The sequence below is a fragment of the Paracoccus aeridis genome (genome assembly GCF_004923205.2).
GTDB classification, from domain to species: Bacteria; Pseudomonadota; Alphaproteobacteria; order Rhodobacterales; family Rhodobacteraceae; genus Paracoccus; species Paracoccus aeridis.
Window position 1 is genome coordinate 48,271 of record NZ_SELD02000033.1, and the last position, 17,572, is coordinate 65,842.

The 17,572-nt window shown below is 69.1% G+C and carries 20 protein-coding genes; 12 read left to right on the forward strand and 8 right to left on the reverse strand.

The genetic code is table 11. The features are described 5' to 3' along the window. Positions 1-69 precede the first annotated feature (69 nt). The 4 genes from ELI80_RS10300 to ELI80_RS10315 all read left to right on the forward strand — a co-directional run bounded on the left by ELI80_RS10300 (position 70) and on the right by ELI80_RS10315 (position 4,164). The gene (locus ELI80_RS10300) at positions 70-762 is read left to right on the forward strand and encodes a type 1 glutamine amidotransferase (protein WP_136651775.1); all 693 of its coding nucleotides are present in this window, start codon (positions 70-72) and stop codon (positions 760-762) included. Beyond that, positions 762-1,382, forward strand: a complete 621-nt coding sequence (locus ELI80_RS10305) for an FMN-binding negative transcriptional regulator (protein WP_136651776.1) — start codon at positions 762-764, stop codon at positions 1,380-1,382. The genes ELI80_RS10300 and ELI80_RS10305 overlap by 1 nt, the downstream gene beginning before the upstream one ends. Before the next feature lie 41 nt (positions 1,383-1,423). Continuing rightward, on the forward strand, positions 1,424-2,779 hold the full coding sequence (locus tag ELI80_RS10310) for a glutamine synthetase family protein (protein ID WP_136651777.1): 1,356 nt from the start codon (positions 1,424-1,426) through the stop codon (positions 2,777-2,779). 74 nt (positions 2,780-2,853) lie between these two features. Continuing rightward, the gene (locus tag ELI80_RS10315; protein WP_136651778.1) at positions 2,854-4,164 is read left to right on the forward strand and encodes an NAD(P)/FAD-dependent oxidoreductase; all 1,311 of its coding nucleotides are present in this window, start codon (positions 2,854-2,856) and stop codon (positions 4,162-4,164) included. 9 nt (positions 4,165-4,173) lie between these two features. Here ELI80_RS10315 and ELI80_RS10320 read toward each other — a convergent pair whose 3' ends face one another. The 4 genes from ELI80_RS10320 to folK all read right to left on the reverse strand — a co-directional run bounded on the left by ELI80_RS10320 (position 4,174) and on the right by folK (position 8,155). Beyond that, the gene (locus ELI80_RS10320; protein WP_201740611.1) at positions 4,174-4,833 is read right to left on the reverse strand and encodes a DUF2062 domain-containing protein; all 660 of its coding nucleotides are present in this window, start codon (positions 4,831-4,833) and stop codon (positions 4,174-4,176) included. 78 nt (positions 4,834-4,911) lie between these two features. Further along, positions 4,912-7,050, reverse strand: coding sequence for a RelA/SpoT family protein (locus ELI80_RS10325; RefSeq protein ID WP_136651779.1), 2,139 nt, complete (start codon positions 7,048-7,050; stop codon positions 4,912-4,914). Positions 7,051-7,133: 83 nt separating this feature from the next. Next, positions 7,134-7,490 carry a DNA-directed RNA polymerase subunit omega gene (gene rpoZ, locus ELI80_RS10330; RefSeq protein WP_136651780.1) on the reverse strand — a complete coding sequence of 119 codons (357 nt, stop codon included), beginning with the start codon at positions 7,488-7,490 and terminating at the stop codon, positions 7,134-7,136. A gap of 65 nt (positions 7,491-7,555) precedes the next feature. Next, positions 7,556-8,155 (reverse strand): 2-amino-4-hydroxy-6-hydroxymethyldihydropteridine diphosphokinase, encoded by a 600-nt coding sequence (gene folK / locus ELI80_RS10335; RefSeq protein ID WP_136651781.1) that lies wholly within the window; start codon positions 8,153-8,155, stop codon positions 7,556-7,558. A gap of 28 nt (positions 8,156-8,183) precedes the next feature. Here folK and ELI80_RS10340 point away from each other — a divergent pair, with 28 nt between their 5' ends. The 8 genes from ELI80_RS10340 (at position 8,184) to ELI80_RS10375 (ending at position 14,284) form a co-directional block, all read left to right on the forward strand. After that, the gene (locus ELI80_RS10340; protein ID WP_136651782.1) at positions 8,184-8,750 is read left to right on the forward strand and encodes a LabA-like NYN domain-containing protein; all 567 of its coding nucleotides are present in this window, start codon (positions 8,184-8,186) and stop codon (positions 8,748-8,750) included. A 69-nt stretch (positions 8,751-8,819) separates the two neighbouring features. After that, positions 8,820-9,770 (forward strand): 4-hydroxy-3-methylbut-2-enyl diphosphate reductase, encoded by a 951-nt coding sequence (ispH, locus tag ELI80_RS10345; protein ID WP_136651783.1) that lies wholly within the window; start codon positions 8,820-8,822, stop codon positions 9,768-9,770. 96 nt (positions 9,771-9,866) lie between these two features. Further along, positions 9,867-10,316, forward strand: coding sequence for a ribonuclease HI (rnhA, locus tag ELI80_RS10350; protein WP_136651784.1), 450 nt, complete (start codon positions 9,867-9,869; stop codon positions 10,314-10,316). An 88-nt stretch (positions 10,317-10,404) separates the two neighbouring features. Next, positions 10,405-11,067 carry a glutathione S-transferase family protein gene (locus tag ELI80_RS10355; protein ID WP_136651785.1) on the forward strand — a complete coding sequence of 221 codons (663 nt, stop codon included), beginning with the start codon at positions 10,405-10,407 and terminating at the stop codon, positions 11,065-11,067. Between the two features lie 338 nt (positions 11,068-11,405). After that, positions 11,406-13,376 carry a DNA topoisomerase IV subunit B gene (parE, locus tag ELI80_RS10360; protein ID WP_136651786.1) on the forward strand — a complete coding sequence of 657 codons (1,971 nt, stop codon included), beginning with the start codon at positions 11,406-11,408 and terminating at the stop codon, positions 13,374-13,376. A 35-nt stretch (positions 13,377-13,411) separates the two neighbouring features. Next, positions 13,412-13,684, forward strand: a complete 273-nt coding sequence (locus tag ELI80_RS10365) for a BrnT family toxin (RefSeq protein WP_136651787.1) — start codon at positions 13,412-13,414, stop codon at positions 13,682-13,684. Further along, complete coding sequence (locus ELI80_RS10370; RefSeq protein WP_201740612.1) at positions 13,647-13,922, forward strand: BrnA antitoxin family protein; 276 nt, start codon at positions 13,647-13,649, stop codon at positions 13,920-13,922. The genes ELI80_RS10365 and ELI80_RS10370 overlap by 38 nt, the downstream gene beginning before the upstream one ends. Before the next feature lie 92 nt (positions 13,923-14,014). Then, a complete protein-coding gene (locus ELI80_RS10375) occupies positions 14,015-14,284 on the forward strand; it encodes a hypothetical protein (RefSeq protein ID WP_136651789.1) in 270 nt (89 codons plus the stop codon). Positions 14,285-14,296: 12 nt separating this feature from the next. Here the strand turns inward: ELI80_RS10375 and ELI80_RS10380 are convergent, their stop codons facing one another. The 4 genes from ELI80_RS10380 to ELI80_RS10395 form a co-directional block, all read right to left on the reverse strand. Beyond that, on the reverse strand, positions 14,297-14,785 hold the full coding sequence (locus ELI80_RS10380) for a phosphatase PAP2 family protein (protein ID WP_236641437.1): 489 nt from the start codon (positions 14,783-14,785) through the stop codon (positions 14,297-14,299). After that, positions 14,785-15,405, reverse strand: a complete 621-nt coding sequence (locus ELI80_RS10385) for a DUF6766 family protein (RefSeq protein ID WP_136651790.1) — start codon at positions 15,403-15,405, stop codon at positions 14,785-14,787. The genes ELI80_RS10380 and ELI80_RS10385 overlap by 1 nt, the downstream gene beginning before the upstream one ends. Positions 15,406-15,473: 68 nt before the next feature. Then, positions 15,474-16,151, reverse strand: coding sequence for an ABC transporter ATP-binding protein (locus tag ELI80_RS10390; RefSeq protein WP_136651791.1), 678 nt, complete (start codon positions 16,149-16,151; stop codon positions 15,474-15,476). Continuing rightward, positions 16,144-17,442 carry a lipoprotein-releasing ABC transporter permease subunit gene (locus ELI80_RS10395; protein ID WP_136651792.1) on the reverse strand — a complete coding sequence of 433 codons (1,299 nt, stop codon included), beginning with the start codon at positions 17,440-17,442 and terminating at the stop codon, positions 16,144-16,146. The genes ELI80_RS10390 and ELI80_RS10395 overlap by 8 nt, the downstream gene beginning before the upstream one ends. Positions 17,443-17,572: the final 130 nt, after the last annotated feature.

The window sequence follows — 17,572 nt, forward strand, 5'->3', positions numbered from 1 at the left end:
ACGATGTGGCGCAGGGTTGCGGGCCGAACGCGGCCCGCTTACCCTCGCGCCAAACAACACGAGCGTTCCATGCGTATCGGCATCCTGAAATGCGGCCAGTCGCCCGACGTCCTGCGGGGCGCGCAGGGCGACTACGACACCATGTTCGAACGGCTGCTGGCGGGACGCGCCTTCACCTTCGACAGCTACCACGTCGAGGCGATGCAGTTCCCCGAAAGCGTCCATGCGGCCGACGGCTGGCTGATCACCGGCTCGCGCCACGGCGTCTACGAGGATCACCCCTTCATTCCCCCGCTGGAGGATTTCATCCGCGCCGCGTTCGCCACGGCCGTGCCGATGGTCGGGGTCTGCTTCGGGCACCAGATCATCGCGCAGGCGATGGGCGGGCGCGTCGTCAAGCACCCCGAGGGCTGGCGCGTGGGTCCGCATGACTACGTCGTCGGCGGCAAGCGGATGGTCCTGAACGCGTGGCACCAGGACCAGGTGGTGGACCTGCCGCCCCAGGCGCAGGTCGCGGGCACGAACGAGTTCTGCCAGGCCGCCGCGCTGGTCTATGACAACCGCGCCCTCACCGTCCAGCCGCACCCCGAGTTCCGCGACGACTTCATCGAGGGGCTGATCGAACACCGGGGCGGCGCCGTGCCCCCGGTATTGCTGGACGCGGCGCGCGCCAGGCGGGGCGAGGCGGATTCCGCCGCGCTCGCCGACATGATCGCGGCGTTCTTCAAGGCACCGCGCGATGCGGTCGGCGGGGCCGCCTGATGTACGTGCCGCCCGCCTTTGCCGAGGATCGTCCCGACGTGCTGGCCGCACTGATGGCCGCCCACCCTCTCGCCACCCTGATCACGAGCAGCGGCGCCGGGCTGACGGCGAACCTGATCCCGATGATCCACGACGAGGGCCGGGGCGTCCTGCGGGCCCATCTTGCGCGCGCGAACGGGCAGATCGCGGACTTGCGGGCGATGGAGGCCGAAGGGCGCGAGGCGCTCGTGCTGTTCCAGGGGGCGCAGGCCTACATCTCGCCCGGCTGGTACGCGACCAAGGCGGACACCGGCAAGGTCGTGCCGACCTGGAACTATCTCGCCGTGCAGGTGCGGGGCGTGCCGCGCGTCCTCGACGACGCGGAGTGGCTGCGCGCGCAGGTGGGCGAGCTGACCGACCGGCTCGAGGCGGGCGAGGCCGCGCCCTGGGCCGTGACCGACGCGCCGGAAAGTTTCATCGCCTCGCAACTGCGCGGGATCGTGGGTCTCGAGATCCCCGTCGCGCATGTCCTCGGCAAGTGGAAGGCCAGCCAGAACCGGCCCGCCGCCGACCGCGAGGGCGTGATCGCGGGACTTGCCGAACGCCGGAACCCCATGGCCGGGATCGTTCCCGGCGCCTGAAACCAACGCAAGGAAGCCGGTGCGCCCGGCGGAAAGACCCCATGGCAGACTGGCTGACCAAGACACCCGAGGCAGCGCGCAGATACGTGGCCGACCGCCGCCTGGACGAGGTGGAATGCATCGTCCCCGACATCGCGGGCGTCGCCCGCGGCAAGGCCATGCCTGCGTCGAAATTCGCGCGGCAGTCGAGCTTCTACCTTCCCAACAGCATCTTCCTTCAGACGATCACCGGCGAGTGGGCCGATAACCCGCACGGCGCCTTTACCGAGCCCGACATGGTGTGCGTCCCCGATTACGAGACGACGGCCGCCGCGCCGTGGACCGCCGACCTGACGCTGCAGGTGATCCACGACGTCGTGGACCAGAACGGCGAGCCGGTGCCGACCGCGCCGCGCAACGTCCTCAAGCGCGTGGTCGATCTGTATGTGGAACGCGGCTGGCGCCCGATCGTCGCGCCGGAAATGGAATTCTTCCTCGTCGCCCGCAACATCGACCCGAACCAGCCGATCGTCCCGCCGATGGGCCGCTCGGGCCGGCGCGCGGCCGCCAAGCAGGCCTATTCGCTGTCGGCGGTCGATGAATACGGCAAGGTCATCGACGACATCTACGACTTCGCCGAGGCGCAGGGGTTCGAGATCGACGGGATCCTGCAGGAAGGCGGCGCGGGACAGGTCGAGATCAACCTCGCCCATGGCGACCCGGTCCACCTTGCCGACCAGATCTTCTACTTCAAGCGCCTGATCCGCGAGGCGGCGCTGCGCCACGACTGCTTCGCCACCTTCATGGCCAAGCCCATCGAGGGCGAGCCGGGCAGCGCCATGCACATCCACCACTCGGTCGTGGATGCGCAGACCGGGCAGAACATCTTCTCGGACGAGAAGGGGCGCGAGACGCCCGAGTTCCTGCACTTCATCGCCGGGATGCAGAGCCACCTGCCGGCGGCGGTCGCGCTGCTCGCGCCCTATGTCAACAGCTATCGCCGCTACGTCCCCGACTTCGCCGCGCCCATCAACCTGGAATGGGGCCGCGACAACCGCACCACGGGGCTGCGGGTCCCGATCTCGGGGCCCGAGGCGCGGCGGCTGGAAAACCGGCTCGCGGGGATGGACTGCAATCCCTATCTGGGGCTCGCCGCATCGCTCGCAACCGGGCTCCTGGGGCTGATGGACAAGGCCAACCCGCGCCCCGAGTGCCTGGGCGACGCCTACATGTCGGCCGACGACCTGCCCACCAACCTTGGGGACGCGCTGGACCAGATGGCCGGGTCCGAGCCGATGCGCGAGGTGCTGGGCACCCAGTTCGTGGATATCTACGAGGCGGTGAAGCGGAACGAATACAAGGAGTTCCTGCAGGTCATCAGCCCGTGGGAGCGCGAGCATCTGCTGCTGAACGTCTGAGGTCCCGAAGGGGGAGCGGTCGGGGGCCAGCCCCCGAACCCCCGGGATACTTGGGCAAAGAAGAAGGGGCGGGCATGGACCTGCTGTTTTCCAACGACAGGCCCGGCGCCTATCCGCCCAGCCTTTACGCCGAGGCGATCGGCGACGGGCCCGCGCGCCCGCCGCTTCGGGGCGAGGCGCGGGCCGACGTCGCGGTCGTGGGCGCAGGCTACACCGGCTTGTCGGCCGCGCTGCATCTTGCCCGCGCCGGGCGGCGGGTGATCGTGCTCGAGGCGCACCGCGCGGGCTTCGGCGCATCCGGGCGGAATGGCGGGCAGGTCGGGTCGGGCCAACGTCTTGAGGTGGACGAGCTTGAGCGGATGGCGGGCAAGGCCGCCGCGCGCCGGCTGTGGGACATGGCCGAGGACGCGAAGGCGCTGACCCGGACGCTGGCGGAGGCGTCAGGCGTCCGGTTCCACCCCGGCATCGCCCATGCCGCGCGCACGCCCGGCGAGGTCGCGCACGCGCACGGGGCGGCGGACCGGCTCGCCCGCGACTACGGCTACGAAAAGGTCGAGAAGCTCGGCCGCGAGGCGTTCCGGGCCCTGGTGAAATCGGACGCCTATGCGGGCGGCGACATCGACCGCGGCGCGGGGCATCTCGACCCGTTGGCGCTGGCGCTCGGGATCGCGGCGCAGGCCGAGGCGGCGGGCGCCGTGATCCTTGAGCGGAGCCACGTCGTCCGCATCGACCACGGCGACAGCGCCGCGGCGAAAAGCACCGTCCACACGGCGGACGGGCGCGTCGTCTGCGACCACGTCATCCTTGCCGCGAACGGCTATCTCGGCCGGCTCGACCGCGGGATCGCCGCGCGGGTCATGCCGATCAACAACTTCGTCGTCGCGACCGCGCCGCTGGGCCCCCGCGCCCGGGACGTGCTGGCCGAGGACATCGCCGTCCACGACACCCGCTTCGTGGTGAACTACTGGCGGCTGTCCGGGGACGGGCGGCTGATCTTCGGCGGCGGCGAGAACGTGGGCTACCGCTTTCCGCGCGACATCGCAGGAAAGGTGCGCCGCGCGATGCTGCAGGTCTACCCGCAGCTTGCAGGCGTGGCGATCACCCACGCCTGGGGCGGGACGCTGGCGATCACGATGAACCGGATGCCGGTCTTTGCCAGGCCCGCGCCGAACTGCCTGTCGGCCAGCGGCTATTCCGGGCACGGGGTCGCGCTGGCGAACCTTGCCGGCAAGCTGATGGCGCAGGCGGTCGAGGGGCAGTCGGATGGCTTCGACACCATGGCCGCGCTGCCGCAGCCGCGGTTTCCCGGCGGCGCGGCGCTGCGGCTGCCACTGCTGGTCGCGGGCATGTCGTGGTACGGCCTGCGCGACCGGCTGGGGGTCTGAAGGCCGCGCTCAGGGCTTGGCCGCGGTGTTGCCGTCGGTGTCGGGGCCGCGCCGCTTGACACTCAGGCCCAGCTGCATGGCGCGCTTCCTCAGCTTGGCGGCGCGGCGCTTGTGATAGGCGCGGATGACCGGCACCGTCAGGTAGTGGGCCAGCACGGCGAAGACGAGGCCGGGGATGATCCCGCCCACGAGGTAGGGCAGGAAGACGTTGTCGAAGAACACGGCCAGCCGGTCCCAGTGCGCGGGCGCGTCGGTGAAGATCGCCGTCGTGTTCTGCCACAGCTGCGATCCGGCCGCGGTGAATTCGCCAAGGATGACGGCTGGATTGGCGCTCCCCTCGACCCCCATCATCCAGCGGCCGAGGCCCACGGACACGACCGCGATGATGGGCGTTGTCAGCGGGTTGCCGATGAAGGTCCCCAGCACCGCGGCCAGCATGTTGGCGCGGATCAGCCAGGCGATCGCCATCGACAGGACCAGATGGAAGCCGAACAGCGGCGTGAAGTTGACGAAGACCCCGGCCGCGAAGCCGCGCCCGATCCGCTGGGGTTCGTCGGGAAGACGGCGGACGCGGTGGACGACATACTGGGCCGACCGCGACCAGCCGCCGCGGGGCCACAGCATTTCGGATGCCAACTGCGCGTAGCTGCGTGGCTTGCGCTTGAACACGGCTCAGTTCCCCTGCCTCATCCATCCTGCGGCTTGGCCGGTGGCGGTCGGACCCCTGCCTGCCGTCCAATGCGGCGGTCAGACCTGCCGGTCGCGGTCGCGGATCCGTTCCACATGGGCCACGTCGCTTTCCGCCTCGATCGCGGTCGTCAACGCGTGCAGATGTTCGCGGTCGCGCAGCGCGACTTCAACCCGCAGCCGGTAGAAATCCGGCTTGCGTTCGACAAAATGAAGGTCCGTGATATTTGCGCCCTGCTGGCCGATCAGCGTGCAGATGCGCCCGAGGACCCCCGCATCGTTGCGGATCGTCAGCGAAAGCTGGGTGGAATAGACAGGCGGGTGCCGCCCCTCGCGCCAGTTCACGTCGATCCAGCGTTCGGGCTGGTCCTCGTATTCGGCGAGGACGGGGCAGTCGATCGCGTGGATGACGAGGCCCTTGCCGCGATAGGTGATGCCGACGATGCGTTCCCCGGGCAACGGGTTGCAGCAGGGCGCGCGGCTGAATTCCTGGTCGGCGGCCAGCCCGGTGACGCCCCGGCTCGCATCCACGTCCTCGCCCGCGGCGGCGAGGTTCGGATAGAGCGACGCGAGCACCTGCTGCGCCGACAACTCGGCGCTGCCGACGCGGGCCAGCAGTTCGTCCGCGTCAGGCAGCGCGAGCGAGCGGGCCGCGGTCCGCAGCGCCTTGTCGGTGACCTTGCGGCCCACATGCTCGAACGCGACGCGGGTCAGTTCCGACCCCAGCCGGATGAAGCGCGAGCGGTCCTGTTCGCGCAAGGACCGCCGGATCGCAGCCTTGGCCCGGCCCGTCGCCACGATGTCGAGCCAGGTGGCCTGCGGGCGCTGGCCCGAAGCCGCGATGATTTCCACCGACTGCCCGTTCTTCAGCCGCGTCCACATCGGCACCCGCATCCCGTCGACCTTGGCGCCGACGCAGGCGTTCCCCAGCCGGGTGTGGATCGCATAGGCGAAGTCGATCGGGGTCGCGCCCTTCGGCAGCTGGATCACGTCCCCCTTGGGCGAGAACACGAACACCTGGTCCGAGTACATCTCCAGCTTGACGTGTTCCAGGAACTCGTCGTGATCCTCGCCCCCGAAGCGCTCGGTCAGGCTGGAGATCCACTCGCCCGGGTCCACCGCGAAGGGGTTGCGGGTGCGGACGCCGTCGCGATAGGCCCAGTGGGCGGCGACGCCGGCCTCGGCCACCTCGTGCATCTGGCGGGTGCGGATCTGCACCTCGATCCGGGTGCCGTCGCGGCCCGCGACCGTGGTGTGGATCGACCGGTAGCCGTTCGCCTTGGGGTGGCTGATGTAGTCCTTGAACCGGCCCGGCACCACGCGCCAGATCTGGTGGATCGTGCCGAGCGCGCGGTAGCAGTCCGCTTCCGACCGGGTGATGATGCGAAAGCCGTAGATGTCCGACAGGCGGCTGAAGGACAGCTGCTTTTCCTGCATCTTGCGCCAGACGCTGAACGGCTTCTTGGCGCGGCCGAACACCTCGGCGTCGATCCCCGCATTGTCCAGCTCGGACCGGATCTCGGCGGTGATCTTGGGGATGATGTCCCCGGTTTCCTTCTGAAGGCGCACGAAGCGGCGGATGATCGAGCTGCGCCCCTCGGGGTTGATGACCTTGAAGGCCAGGTCCTCGAGCTCCTCGCGCATCCACTGCATGCCCATGCGCCCGGCGAGCGGGGCATAGATGTCCATCGTCTCGCGCGCCTTCTGGACCTGCTTTTCGGGACGCATGGACCGGATCGTGCGCATGTTGTGCAGCCGGTCGGCCAGCTTCACCAGGATTACGCGAAGATCGCGCGACATCGCCATGAAAAGCTTGCGGAAGTTTTCTGCCTGCTTTGAATGCGCGCCGGACAGTTGCAGGTTGGTGAGCTTGGTCACGCCGTCGACGAGGTCGGCGATCTCGCGCCCGAAAAGCGATGCGATGTCGGACCAGGTGGACCGCGTGTCCTCGATCGTGTCGTGCAGAAGCGCGGTGATGATCGTGGCGTCGTCCAGCCGCATTTCCGTGAGGATGGCGGCGACGGCGGCGGGGTGGGTGAAGTAGGGCTCGCCCGATTGCCGCATCTGGCCGTCGTGCATGCGCCGGGCATAGGACCAGGCCTGCGCGATCAGGTCGGCGTTGGTGCGCGGGTTGTAGTTGCGGATCAGCGCGATCAGGTCTTCGCACTCGATCCTTTCAAGACCGGCCCCGGCCTGCATGGCCCTTGCGACCGCCGGTTTTTCCTCGCCCAGTTCCCGCGCCTTCCTGTTGTCTGCCCCGCGTTGTGGTGGATTGCGCGGCCTCAGCCGCGCTCGTTCGCTTCCAGCATCATGCGAAGGACGCGTTCCTCGTTTTCCTCGCTCACGGGGCGCGGGCGATCGACCTCGGCCCCCAGCAGCAGCGCCATCGCGTCATCCTCGGGCTCGTCCACCTCGATCTGGGTCTGGGTGGATTCGATCATCCGTTCGCGCAGCTCGTCGACCGGCTGCGTCTCGTCGGCAATCTCGCGCAGGGCGACGACGGGATTCTTGTCGTTGTCGCGGTCGATGGTGATCGCGCTGCCCGCGGCGATCTCGCGCGAGCGGTGGGCCGCCAGCATCACCAGGTCGAACCGGTTCGGAACCTTGTCGACGCAATCTTCGACCGTCACGCGGGCCATGAGTCACCTTTCGCTGCGAATCGTATGTGGCGAAGTGGCATAGGTGAGCATTCGGCGCCGGAAAGTCAAGCGACCGGAGCCAGCCCTGCCATGTCGTCCGGCGCAAGAGCGTCCATCATCTCGCGCACCGTGGCGCCGGTCAATGGGTGGCGCCACAACGGGGCGATATCGTGCAGCGGCGCAAGCACGAAACCCCGGTCCTGCAGGCGCGGATGCGGCAGGATCAGTTCAGCCGGCGCCTCGACCCGCTGGCGATCCGGTGGCAACTCGCGCCAGTGCCGCTGCGCTTCGGCGTCGGGCCGGACCTCGCCGTCAAGCGCCAGCAGGTCGAGGTCGATGCCGCGCGCCGCCCAGCGGTTGCCGTCGCGGACCCGCCCAAGCCCGGCCTCGACCCCATGCAGCAGCGCCAGCAGGTCGGGCGCGGCAAGGCCCGTGTGCAGGATCGCGCAGGCGTTCACGTAGTCCGGGCCGCTTCCCGCCGGAAAGGCCGGGCTGCGCCAGAACCGGCTGACCGCCGTGATGCGGATGCCAGCACCCCCGACATCCCCGTTCCCTGCGGCGATTTCCGCCAGTGCGGCGCGCAGCGTGGCGTCCGGGCGACCTGCCGAACTGGTCAGGTTTGCACCAAGGGCGATCAGGGCTAGCTTCCCGCAACTCGAGGCCATTCCACTTCCCGCTCAAAGGTTTCCACCAATGTTCTACAAGGATGACAGGCTAGCGCTGTTCATCGACGGCTCCAACCTGCACGCGGCTGCAAAGGCGCTCGGCTTCGACATCGACTACAAGCTCCTGCGCCAGGAATTCGAACGCCGCGGCAAGCTGATCCGCGCCTACTACTATACCGCGCTTCTCGACAGCGAGGAATATTCCCCGATCCGGCCGCTGATCGACTGGCTGAACTACAACGGGTTCACCCTGGTCACCAAGCCCGCGAAGGAGTTCACCGATCCGCTTGGCCGGCGCAAGGTCAAGGGCAACATGGACATCGACCTGACCGTGAACGCGATGGAGCTTGCGCCGCGGCTGGACCACGCGGTCCTGTTTTCCGGCGACGGTGACTTCCGCCCGCTGGTCGAGGCGCTGCAGCGCCAGGCGGTGCGGGTGTCGGTCGTGTCCACGATGCGAAGCCAGCCGCCGATGATCGCGGACGAGCTGCGCCGGCAGGCCGACAACTTCATCGAGCTGGACGCGCTGCGCGAGGTCATCGGCCGGCCGCCGCGCGAAGGGCGCGAGCCGGGCAGCATGACGACGGACGGCTGAGACGCCGCGGGGCCGCCCCCTGCCCGGCCCCGCTGGACGCCGGTGGCGGCACGCGCTAGTCCTTGCGCCATGACCGGCAAGCCCCCCCTCGCCCTGTATCTCGCCGCGCCGCGCGGCTTCTGCGCGGGCGTCGACCGCGCCGTGAAGATCGTCGAGATGGCGATCGAGAAATGGGGCGCGCCGGTCTACGTCCGTCACGAGATCGTGCACAACAGGTTCGTGGTCGATGGGCTGCGCGCCAAGGGCGCCGTGTTCGTCGAGGAACTGGACGAATGTCCCGCCGACCGGCCGGTGATCTTTTCAGCCCATGGCGTTCCCAAGGCCGTCCCGGCCGAGGCCGAGCGGCGGCAGATGGTCTATGTCGACGCCACCTGCCCGCTTGTGAGCAAGGTCCACGTCGAGGCCGAGCGCCACCACCAGGACGGGCTGCAGATGATCATGGTGGGCCATCGCGGCCATCCAGAGGTGCTGGGCACCATGGGCCAGCTGCCCGAGGGCGAGGTGATCCTGGTCGAGACGGTCGAGGACGTGGCCCGCGTTACCCCCCGCGACCCGGCGCGGCTGGCGTGGATCACCCAGACCACGTTGTCGGTGGACGATACCAGCGACATCATCGACGCGCTGCGGGCGCGCTTTCCCGCGATCGTCGGCCCCGCCAAGGACGACATCTGCTACGCCACCACCAACCGGCAGGCGGCGGTAAAGGCCATCGCCGGCAAGATCGACGCGCTTCTGGTGGTGGGCGCGCCCAACAGCTCCAACTCGCGCCGGCTGGTCGAGGTCGGACGGGCCGCCGGCTGCAGCTACGCGCAGCTGGTGCGCGAGGCGGCCGACATCGACTGGCGCGCGCTGGACGGAATCCGCGCGCTCGGCGTGACCGCCGGCGCAAGCGCGCCCGAGGTGCTGGTGAACGAGGTGATCGACGCCTTCCGCGACCGCTTCGACGTCACCGTCGAGATCGTCGAGACGGCGCAGGAACGCGTCGAGTTCAAGGTGCCGCGCGTCCTGCGGACCGCCTGACGACGACGCGTTGGACGGGCAGAACGCGCCTGTCCCCTCACCGCTTGCGCCCGGCCTTCCGCGACGGGTAAGACCCGTGCCGGAAGGAATGATCCCATGCCCCGACTTCTCGCCTGGACCGACGGCGCGTGCAGCGGCAATCCCGGCCCTGGCGGCTGGGGCGTGCTCATGCGCGCGATGGACGGCAACGCGGTCCTGAAGGAACGCGAGCTGTCGGGCGGCGAGCCGCTGACCACCAACAACCGGATGGAGCTGATGGCCGCCATCGCCGCGTTGGAGACGCTTTCCCGCGACGCCGCGATCACCATCACCACCGACAGCGCCTACGTGAAGAACGGCGTCACCGGCTGGATCCACGGATGGAAGAAGAACGGCTGGAAGACCGCCGATCGCAAGCCGGTCAAGAACGTGGACCTGTGGCAGCGGCTGGATGCGGCGCAGGCCCGCCACGACGTGACCTGGGCCTGGATCAAGGGCCATGCCGGGCACGCCGAGAACGAACGCGCGGACGAGCTTGCGCGTGCCGGCATGGCGCTGTTCAAGTAGCGCCTGCGGCCTGCGGTCCTGCACGACACCCCTTCCCCAGCCGTGCGCCCACCCCTACGCTGCATGGCAATCCCTGCAGGAGCCCTCCATGCTGACCATCCACGGCGTCACCCGGTCGCGCGCGTCGCGCATCGTCTGGCTGTGCTTCGAGCTCGACATCCCCTTTCGCCAGATCCCGGTGATCCAGGCCTACCGGCTGGGCGATGCCGATGCGGCGGACGCGCCGCTGAACACCCGCTCGCCCGAGTTCCTGAAGCTGTCGCCCGCGGGCGCAATCCCGGTGATCGAGGATGACGGGCTGGTGCTCGCGGAATCGCTCGCCTGCACGCTGCATCTCGCAAGGAAGCACGACCGCGGGGGCCTTGGCCCCGCCGACGAGGCCGAGGACGCGCTGATGACGCAGTGGTCGTTCTTCGCCGCGACCTCGATCGAACCCGACGCGCTGACGCTTCTGTTCCTGCACGGCAGCCGGCGGGTCCAGTCGGGCGAGGATGCGGCGCTCGTGTCCGCCGCGGGCGAGCGGCTGATCCGGCCGATGACCGTGATGGAAAGTCATCTGGCGGAGCATCGCCACCTCGTCGGCGACCGCTTCACCGTGGCGGACCTGAACATGGCCGAGGTGGTTCGCTACGCGCAGGGATACGCGCCGCTGATGGGCCAGTTCCCGGCGGTCGCGGCCTGGCTGCAGGCCTGCCAGGACCGTCCGGCGTTCAGGAAGATGGCCGAGGCGCGGCTGGCCGAACCCGCGTGAGACGGCCCCCGCCGCTCACGCCCGCGGGGTGAGCGCCGGAACCGCCTCGATCGGCTTTTGTCGCAGCGTGACGAAGCGGCGTCGTTAATAGCGGAAGCTGATCTCCACAATGCCGCATCACAGGAGCGCCAGACCGCGTCGTCCTGTTCCTCGGCCGACAGCGGCCAGGTAATGCCGAGGACCAATAGGTCGTTGGTCGGGAAGTCCAACAGGAACGGGGAGCAGTGCGGCACAAGCCGCGCCGGGTTTTCCCGGCGCCCCGCGCCCGGCGTTCGGCTTGCGCCACGGCGGGCGCGCGTGGAATAAGCACCCATCACGACGGGACAGAACAGCATTCCATGGCCGACGATCTTCTATCCGGCGCCGACCGCGCCACCGACAGCTATTCGGCCGCCTCGATCGAGGTGCTGGAGGGGCTGGAACCGGTCCGCAAGCGCCCGGGCATGTATATCGGCGGCACCGACGAGCGGGCGCTGCATCACCTGGTCGCCGAAATCCTCGACAACTCGATGGACGAGGCGGTAGCGGGCCACGCCAGCCGGATCGAGGTCGAGCTGAAGGCCGACCAGTCCGTCACCATCCGCGACAACGGCCGCGGCATCCCGATCGACCCGCACCCGAAGTTTCCGGGCAAGTCAGCGCTCGAGGTGATCCTGTGCACGCTCCACGCGGGCGGCAAGTTCAGCGAGGGCGCCTACCAGACCTCGGGCGGCCTGCACGGCGTCGGCGCGTCGGTCGTCAACGCGCTGTCCGACAGCATGGTGGTCGAGGTTGCGAGGAACCGCGAGTTGTTCCGGCAGTCCTTTTCGCGCGGCATTCCGCTCGGGCCGGTCGAGAAGGTCGGCCCCGCCCCGAACCGGCGCGGCACCACCACGACCTTCCACGCCGACGCGGAGATCTTCGGCCACAACCGGATGAAGCCCGCGCGCATCATGCGGATGGTAAAGTCCAAGGCCTATCTTCATTCCGGCGTGGAAATCCGCTGGAAGTCCGAAATCGACGACGGCGAGACCCCGACCGAGGCGGTGTTCCACTTTCCGGGCGGTCTCGCGGACTATCTCGGCGAGCAGCTTCACGGCGCGTCCACCTATGCCGACCGGCCGTTCTCCGGCTCGGTCGGGTTCCGCGAACGCTTCGGGGTGCCGGGCAAGGTCGACTGGGCGATCAACTGGACGCCGTCGCGCGACGGCTTCATCCAGTCCTACTGCAACACCGTGCCCACCCCCGAGGGCGGCACCCACGAAGCGGGGTTCTGGACCGCGATCCTCAAGGGCGTGCGCGCCTACGGGGAGCTGACGAAGAACCGCAAGGCCGAGAACATCACCCGCGACGACCTGCTGACGGGCGGCTGCGCGCTGGTGTCGTGCTTCATCTCGGAACCCGAGTTCGTCGGCCAGACCAAGGACCGCCTCGCCACCACCGAGGCCGCACGGCTGGTCGAGGGCGCGGTCCGCGACCACTTCGACCACTGGCTTGCCGCCGACAGCAAGTCCGCCGGGGCGATCATGGACTTCCTCGTGCTCAGGGCCGAGGAACGCCTGCGGCGGCGGCAGGAAAAGGAAACCGCGCGGAAATCTGCGACCAAGAAGCTTCGCCTGCCCGGCAAGCTCGTGGACTGCTCGGCCAGTTCGCGCGAGGGGACGGAGCTCTTCATCGTCGAGGGCGACAGCGCGGGCGGATCCGCGAAGTCGGCCCGCGAGCGCACCACGCAGGCGATCATGCCGATCCGCGGCAAGATACTGAACGTGCTGGGCGCTGCGTCCTCGAAGCTGAGCCAGAACCAGGAAATCGCGGACCTCTCGCAGGCGCTCGGCGTGGGCCTCGGCTCGCGCTTCAACATCGACGACCTGCGCTATGACAAGGTCATCATCATGACCGACGCGGACGTGGACGGCGCGCACATCGCGTCGCTGCTGATGACGTTCTTCTTCACCCAGATGCGGCCGATGATCGACAAGGGGCACCTGTATCTCGCCTGCCCGCCGCTCTACCGCCTGACGCAAGGGGCGGAACGCATCTACGTCGCCGACGACGCCGAGAAGGAGGCGTGGCTGGCCCGCGGCCTCGGCGGCAAGGGCAAGATCGACGTGCAGCGCTTCAAGGGCCTGGGCGAGATGGACGCCAAGGACCTGAAGGAAACGACGATGAACCCGGCCTCGCGCAAGCTGATCCGCGTGTCGATCGACGAGGAGGAGCGGGGCGAGACCGGCGACCTGGTCGAGCGGCTGATGGGCAAGAAGCCGGAACTGCGGTTCCAGTACATCAGCGAGAACGCGCGGTTCGTGGAGGACGAGGGGCTGGACGTCTGACCCCTTGCCGAAGGGGATTCATGTGCGCATATTAAATGCTCGAGTGGGATGAGGAGAAGCGGGCGGCGAACCTCGCCAAGCACGGTGTGGATTTTGCTGTCGCGGAGCGGATCGACTGGGCGGCGGCGCTTACCGCCGAAGACGCGCGGGCCGCTTACGGAGAACGGCGACTGGTGACGCTGGCAGACATCGATGGGCGCCTGCACTTCTGTGCGTGGACTTACCGTGGCAATCGGATCCGCATCATCAGCTTGCGAAAGGCGAACAGACGTGAACAAGCAATCTTCTCAGCGAAAGCCGCTGATTGACGAGAACGGGGACGTCCGCGAACTGACGGCCGAAGACTTTGCCCTGTTCAAACCCTCGTCCGAAATCCCCGAGCTCGCCGATCTGGTCCGTCGCGGTCGCCCTCCGATGGCCGAGGATGCCCGCAAGCAGCGGGTCACGATGTATCTCGACCGCGACGTCCTTGAACGGCTGAAGGCGGACGGAAAAGGCTGGCAAACGCGTGCGAACGCGCTTCTGAGGAAGGCGGCCGGGCTCTAGTCGCGCACCCGTGCACCGGTCGCGCACCGCCCATGCCGGAACGCCTGTGCGTCCCGGGCGTTGTCGCCGGAACACCTTGCGAGAGAGCACCCATGTCCACCAGCGAAACCACCACCGACCACGACACCATCCGCAAGTGGATCGAGGATCGCGGCGGCGTCCCGACCGTCGTCAAGGGCACCGAGGATGACGAAGGAGAAGGCATCCTGCGGATCGACTTCGCCGAGCGCGACGAGAAGCTGGAAGAAATCTCGTGGGACGAGTTCTTCGACACCTTCGAGGATCGCGGGCTGGCGTTCCTGTACCAGGACGAGACGAAGGACGGGAAGGAAAGCCGGTTCTTCAAGTTCGTGAACCGCTGAGGCTCGAGAGCCTCAGAACTTCGCGTCGATCCTGAAGCCGATCTCGCTCGCCCCGAGGATCAGGCCGATCGCGGTTCCGGCCGCCGCCTGCGCGGGCGTATGCTCGCCCGCGTGGACGCGGCTCGCCGACGTGAGCAGCGCAGCCGCCACCAGCCCCGCCTGGGCGGCAGCGTTCCCGTCCACGCAGTTCGCCGCGAGATCGCCCGCCCCGAACGCCGCCGACGCGGCGTGCCCGCTGGGGAAGCCTTCGCCCAGGCCGCTGGGCCGGATGCCCAGCGGGGCGCCGACCGTCCGCTTCAGCCCCAGGACGATACCGACCTGCAAGCCGCCGCGCAGGGCGAAGTCCGCCAGCCTGTCCTGGTCCGCCGCGCACGCCGCCGCCGCAAGCGGCAGGCCGTACTTCATCACCGTCCCGAAATCCTCGAACGGATCGGCCTGCGCCGGCGCGGCCCCGATCAGCAGCGCGGCGGCGAGTGCCCGGCTCGTGTGCTTGCGTCCCATCAGATCCCCGTTTCCTTGTTGAGCCGCCGCACCGGCTTCGATTCCGGCGAGCCCTTGTGGCGCAGGAAGATCGACAGGACGACCAGCGCGCCGGTCGACAGGAACTCGGACTGCCAGTTCTGCATCGACTCGAACCAGAAGCGCGCGTCACCCAGGTAAGCCCACAGCGACATCCGAGGTTGCCCGTGCCGCGCCGCGTCCTCGATCGCGGCGCGCCAGCTGCCCCACGCGTGCAGCAGGAACGACGCCGCGAACAGCCCCGCCAGCACCAGCCCCAGCGAGTGCGCGTAGAGCCACCCGGCCAGCCCCGGCGATGCCTCGTCGTCGTCGCGGCCGGGGCTGTCGGGGTCGCGGCTTTCGGCCGAGCCGCGCTGGAACAGCATCGCGGTCAGCACGACGTAGACCGACATCTGCAGGAACTCGCTTTCCCAGTTCTCGAACATCGGGCCGATGAAGTTGCCGCTGGCGAGATACTGCCCCAGCGACGGGGCCGCCCCGCCGTGGACCCGCGCCTCCTGCGCGGTGTCGAGCCAGCCGGACCAGGCCATGCCGGCAAGACTGCCCGCGAACAGCAGCGCCAGGGCGATCGTCAAACCGTTGTCGCGCAGGAATTTCGTCATCGCGTCATCACCCCGCGCATCCTTGCGGCCCCCGTGGCCGCGTGGCCGTGCGGCCGTCAGCCCTCACCTTACGCGCGGGCGGGGCGCGCATCCAGCCGGACGATGCGGTCCATGCGGGCGGCGAGGTCGAGGTTGTGGGTGGCGATCAGCGCCGACAGGCCGGTGTCGCGGACGAGGTCCATCAGCACGGCGAAGACGTGGTCGGACGTCGCCGGGTCCAGGTTCCCGGTCGGCTCGTCCGCCAGCAGCAGCGCCGGGCCGTTGGCAAGCGCGCGGCAGAAGGCCACGCGCTGCTGCTCGCCCCCCGACATCTCGGCCGGGCGGTGGCGTGCGCGCGCGGACAGGCCGACGCGGTCCAGAAGGTCGCGGGCACGGTCACGCGCGCGCCCCTCGGGCACCGCGTTCGCGAGTTGCGGCAGGACCACGTTCTCCAGCGCCGTGAACTCGGGCAGCAGGTGGTGGAACTGGTAGACGAAACCCAGCCTTTCGCGACGCGCGGCGGTGCGGGCGCGGTCGGGAAGGCCGGTCATGTCGCGCCCTTCCAGCACCACGCGGCCCGCGTCGGGCGTGTCGAGCAGCCCCGCGATGTGGAGGAGCGTGGACTTCCCCGCGCCGGACGGGGCGACCAGCGCCACCACCTCGGACCGGCCTACCGCCAGGTCCAGGTCGGACAGGACCGACACCGCCGCGGGCGTGCCGGGATTGTAGCTTTTCGCGATGGCTTCCAGCCGCAGGACGTCATTCATAGCGCAGCGCCTCGACCGGGTTCATGCGGGCCGCGCGGCGGGCCGGGAAGATGGTGACGATGAAGCTGAGGACCAGCGACAGCACCACCGCGCGGCCGATGTCCCAGGCGCGAAGCTGCGCGGGCAGTTCGTAGATGCCGCGGACCGCCGGGTCCCAGGCGTCGCCACCCGACGCCCAGTTCACCGCCGCCATGACGTGATCGACGTTGAGCGACAGCGTCACGCCCAGGATCACGCCGGCGATCGTGCCGATCACCCCTGTGAACGCGCCGCACAGGAAGAAGACCCGCAGGATCGCGCCCTCGCCCAGGCCCATCGTCCGCAGGATGCCGATGTCGCGGCCCTTGTTCTTGACCAGCATGATGAGGCCCGAGGTGATGTTCATCGACGCGATCAGCACGAGCACCGACAGGATCACGAACATGACGTCGTCCTCGATGTCGAGCGCCGACAGGAACGACCCCGACGCGTCGCGCCAGGTCCAGACCATGCCGCCGGGCAGCGCCTGCATCAGCGCGGGCGCGAGGTCGTCCACCCGCTCGGGATCGGCGACGTAGACCTGCAGCTCGTCGGCCGCCCCCTCGCGGTTGAAGTAGTCCTGCGCGGCGGGCAGCGGCATGTAGATGCGGGTGCGGTCGATGTCGTAGCGCCCGGCGGAAAAGACGTAGACGACTTCATAGGACACGACGCGCGGCGTGGTGCCGAACGGCGTCTGCGCGCCCTGGGGCGAGATCAACTGCACCCGGTCGCCGGGGTTCACGCCCAGCTCGCGCGCGATCCCCGACCCGATCGCGATGCCGCGGCCGAACGCGCCGATGTCGCCGTAGGACGTTTCCGGGTCCGCGATCCGCGGCAGCGCGCGCAGGTCGTCGGCGGAAAGCCCGAGCACTTCGGCCACGTTCGAGCGGTCGTGCGCCGTCGCCATCACCTGCCCCTTCACGACCGGATCGACGCGGACGACGCCCGGCAGCGCCTCGATCCGGGCGGCGGCCCCGTCGTAGTCGGTGATGCGCCCCGCGACGGTATAGACCTCGTCGGTCAGCGCGTTCTCGATCTGTGTAGGCGGCATGTAGACGGTGACATGGGCGTTCGCGCCCAGGATCGTGTCCACGAACTCGGCCCGGAAGCCCGACCGCACCGCCAGCGTCGTGATCAGCGCCATCACGCCGAGCGCGATCCCGATCAGGCTGATCCAGGTCATCGTGCTGACCCCGCCCTCGGCCTTGCGGGCGCGCAGATAGCGCCAGGCGATCATGAATTCGTAGCGGGAAAACGGGCGCGGGGTCGGCATGGGGAGCCTTTCGGGGGGCCTTTCGTCGAGCGCGCGCAACCTGCCCCGTGCCCCGCCGCAAGACAAGCCGACATCGCCGTGAACTCCCCGTCCCCCGGCCTGCACCCGCGCACTTGCAGCTGCGCCCCGC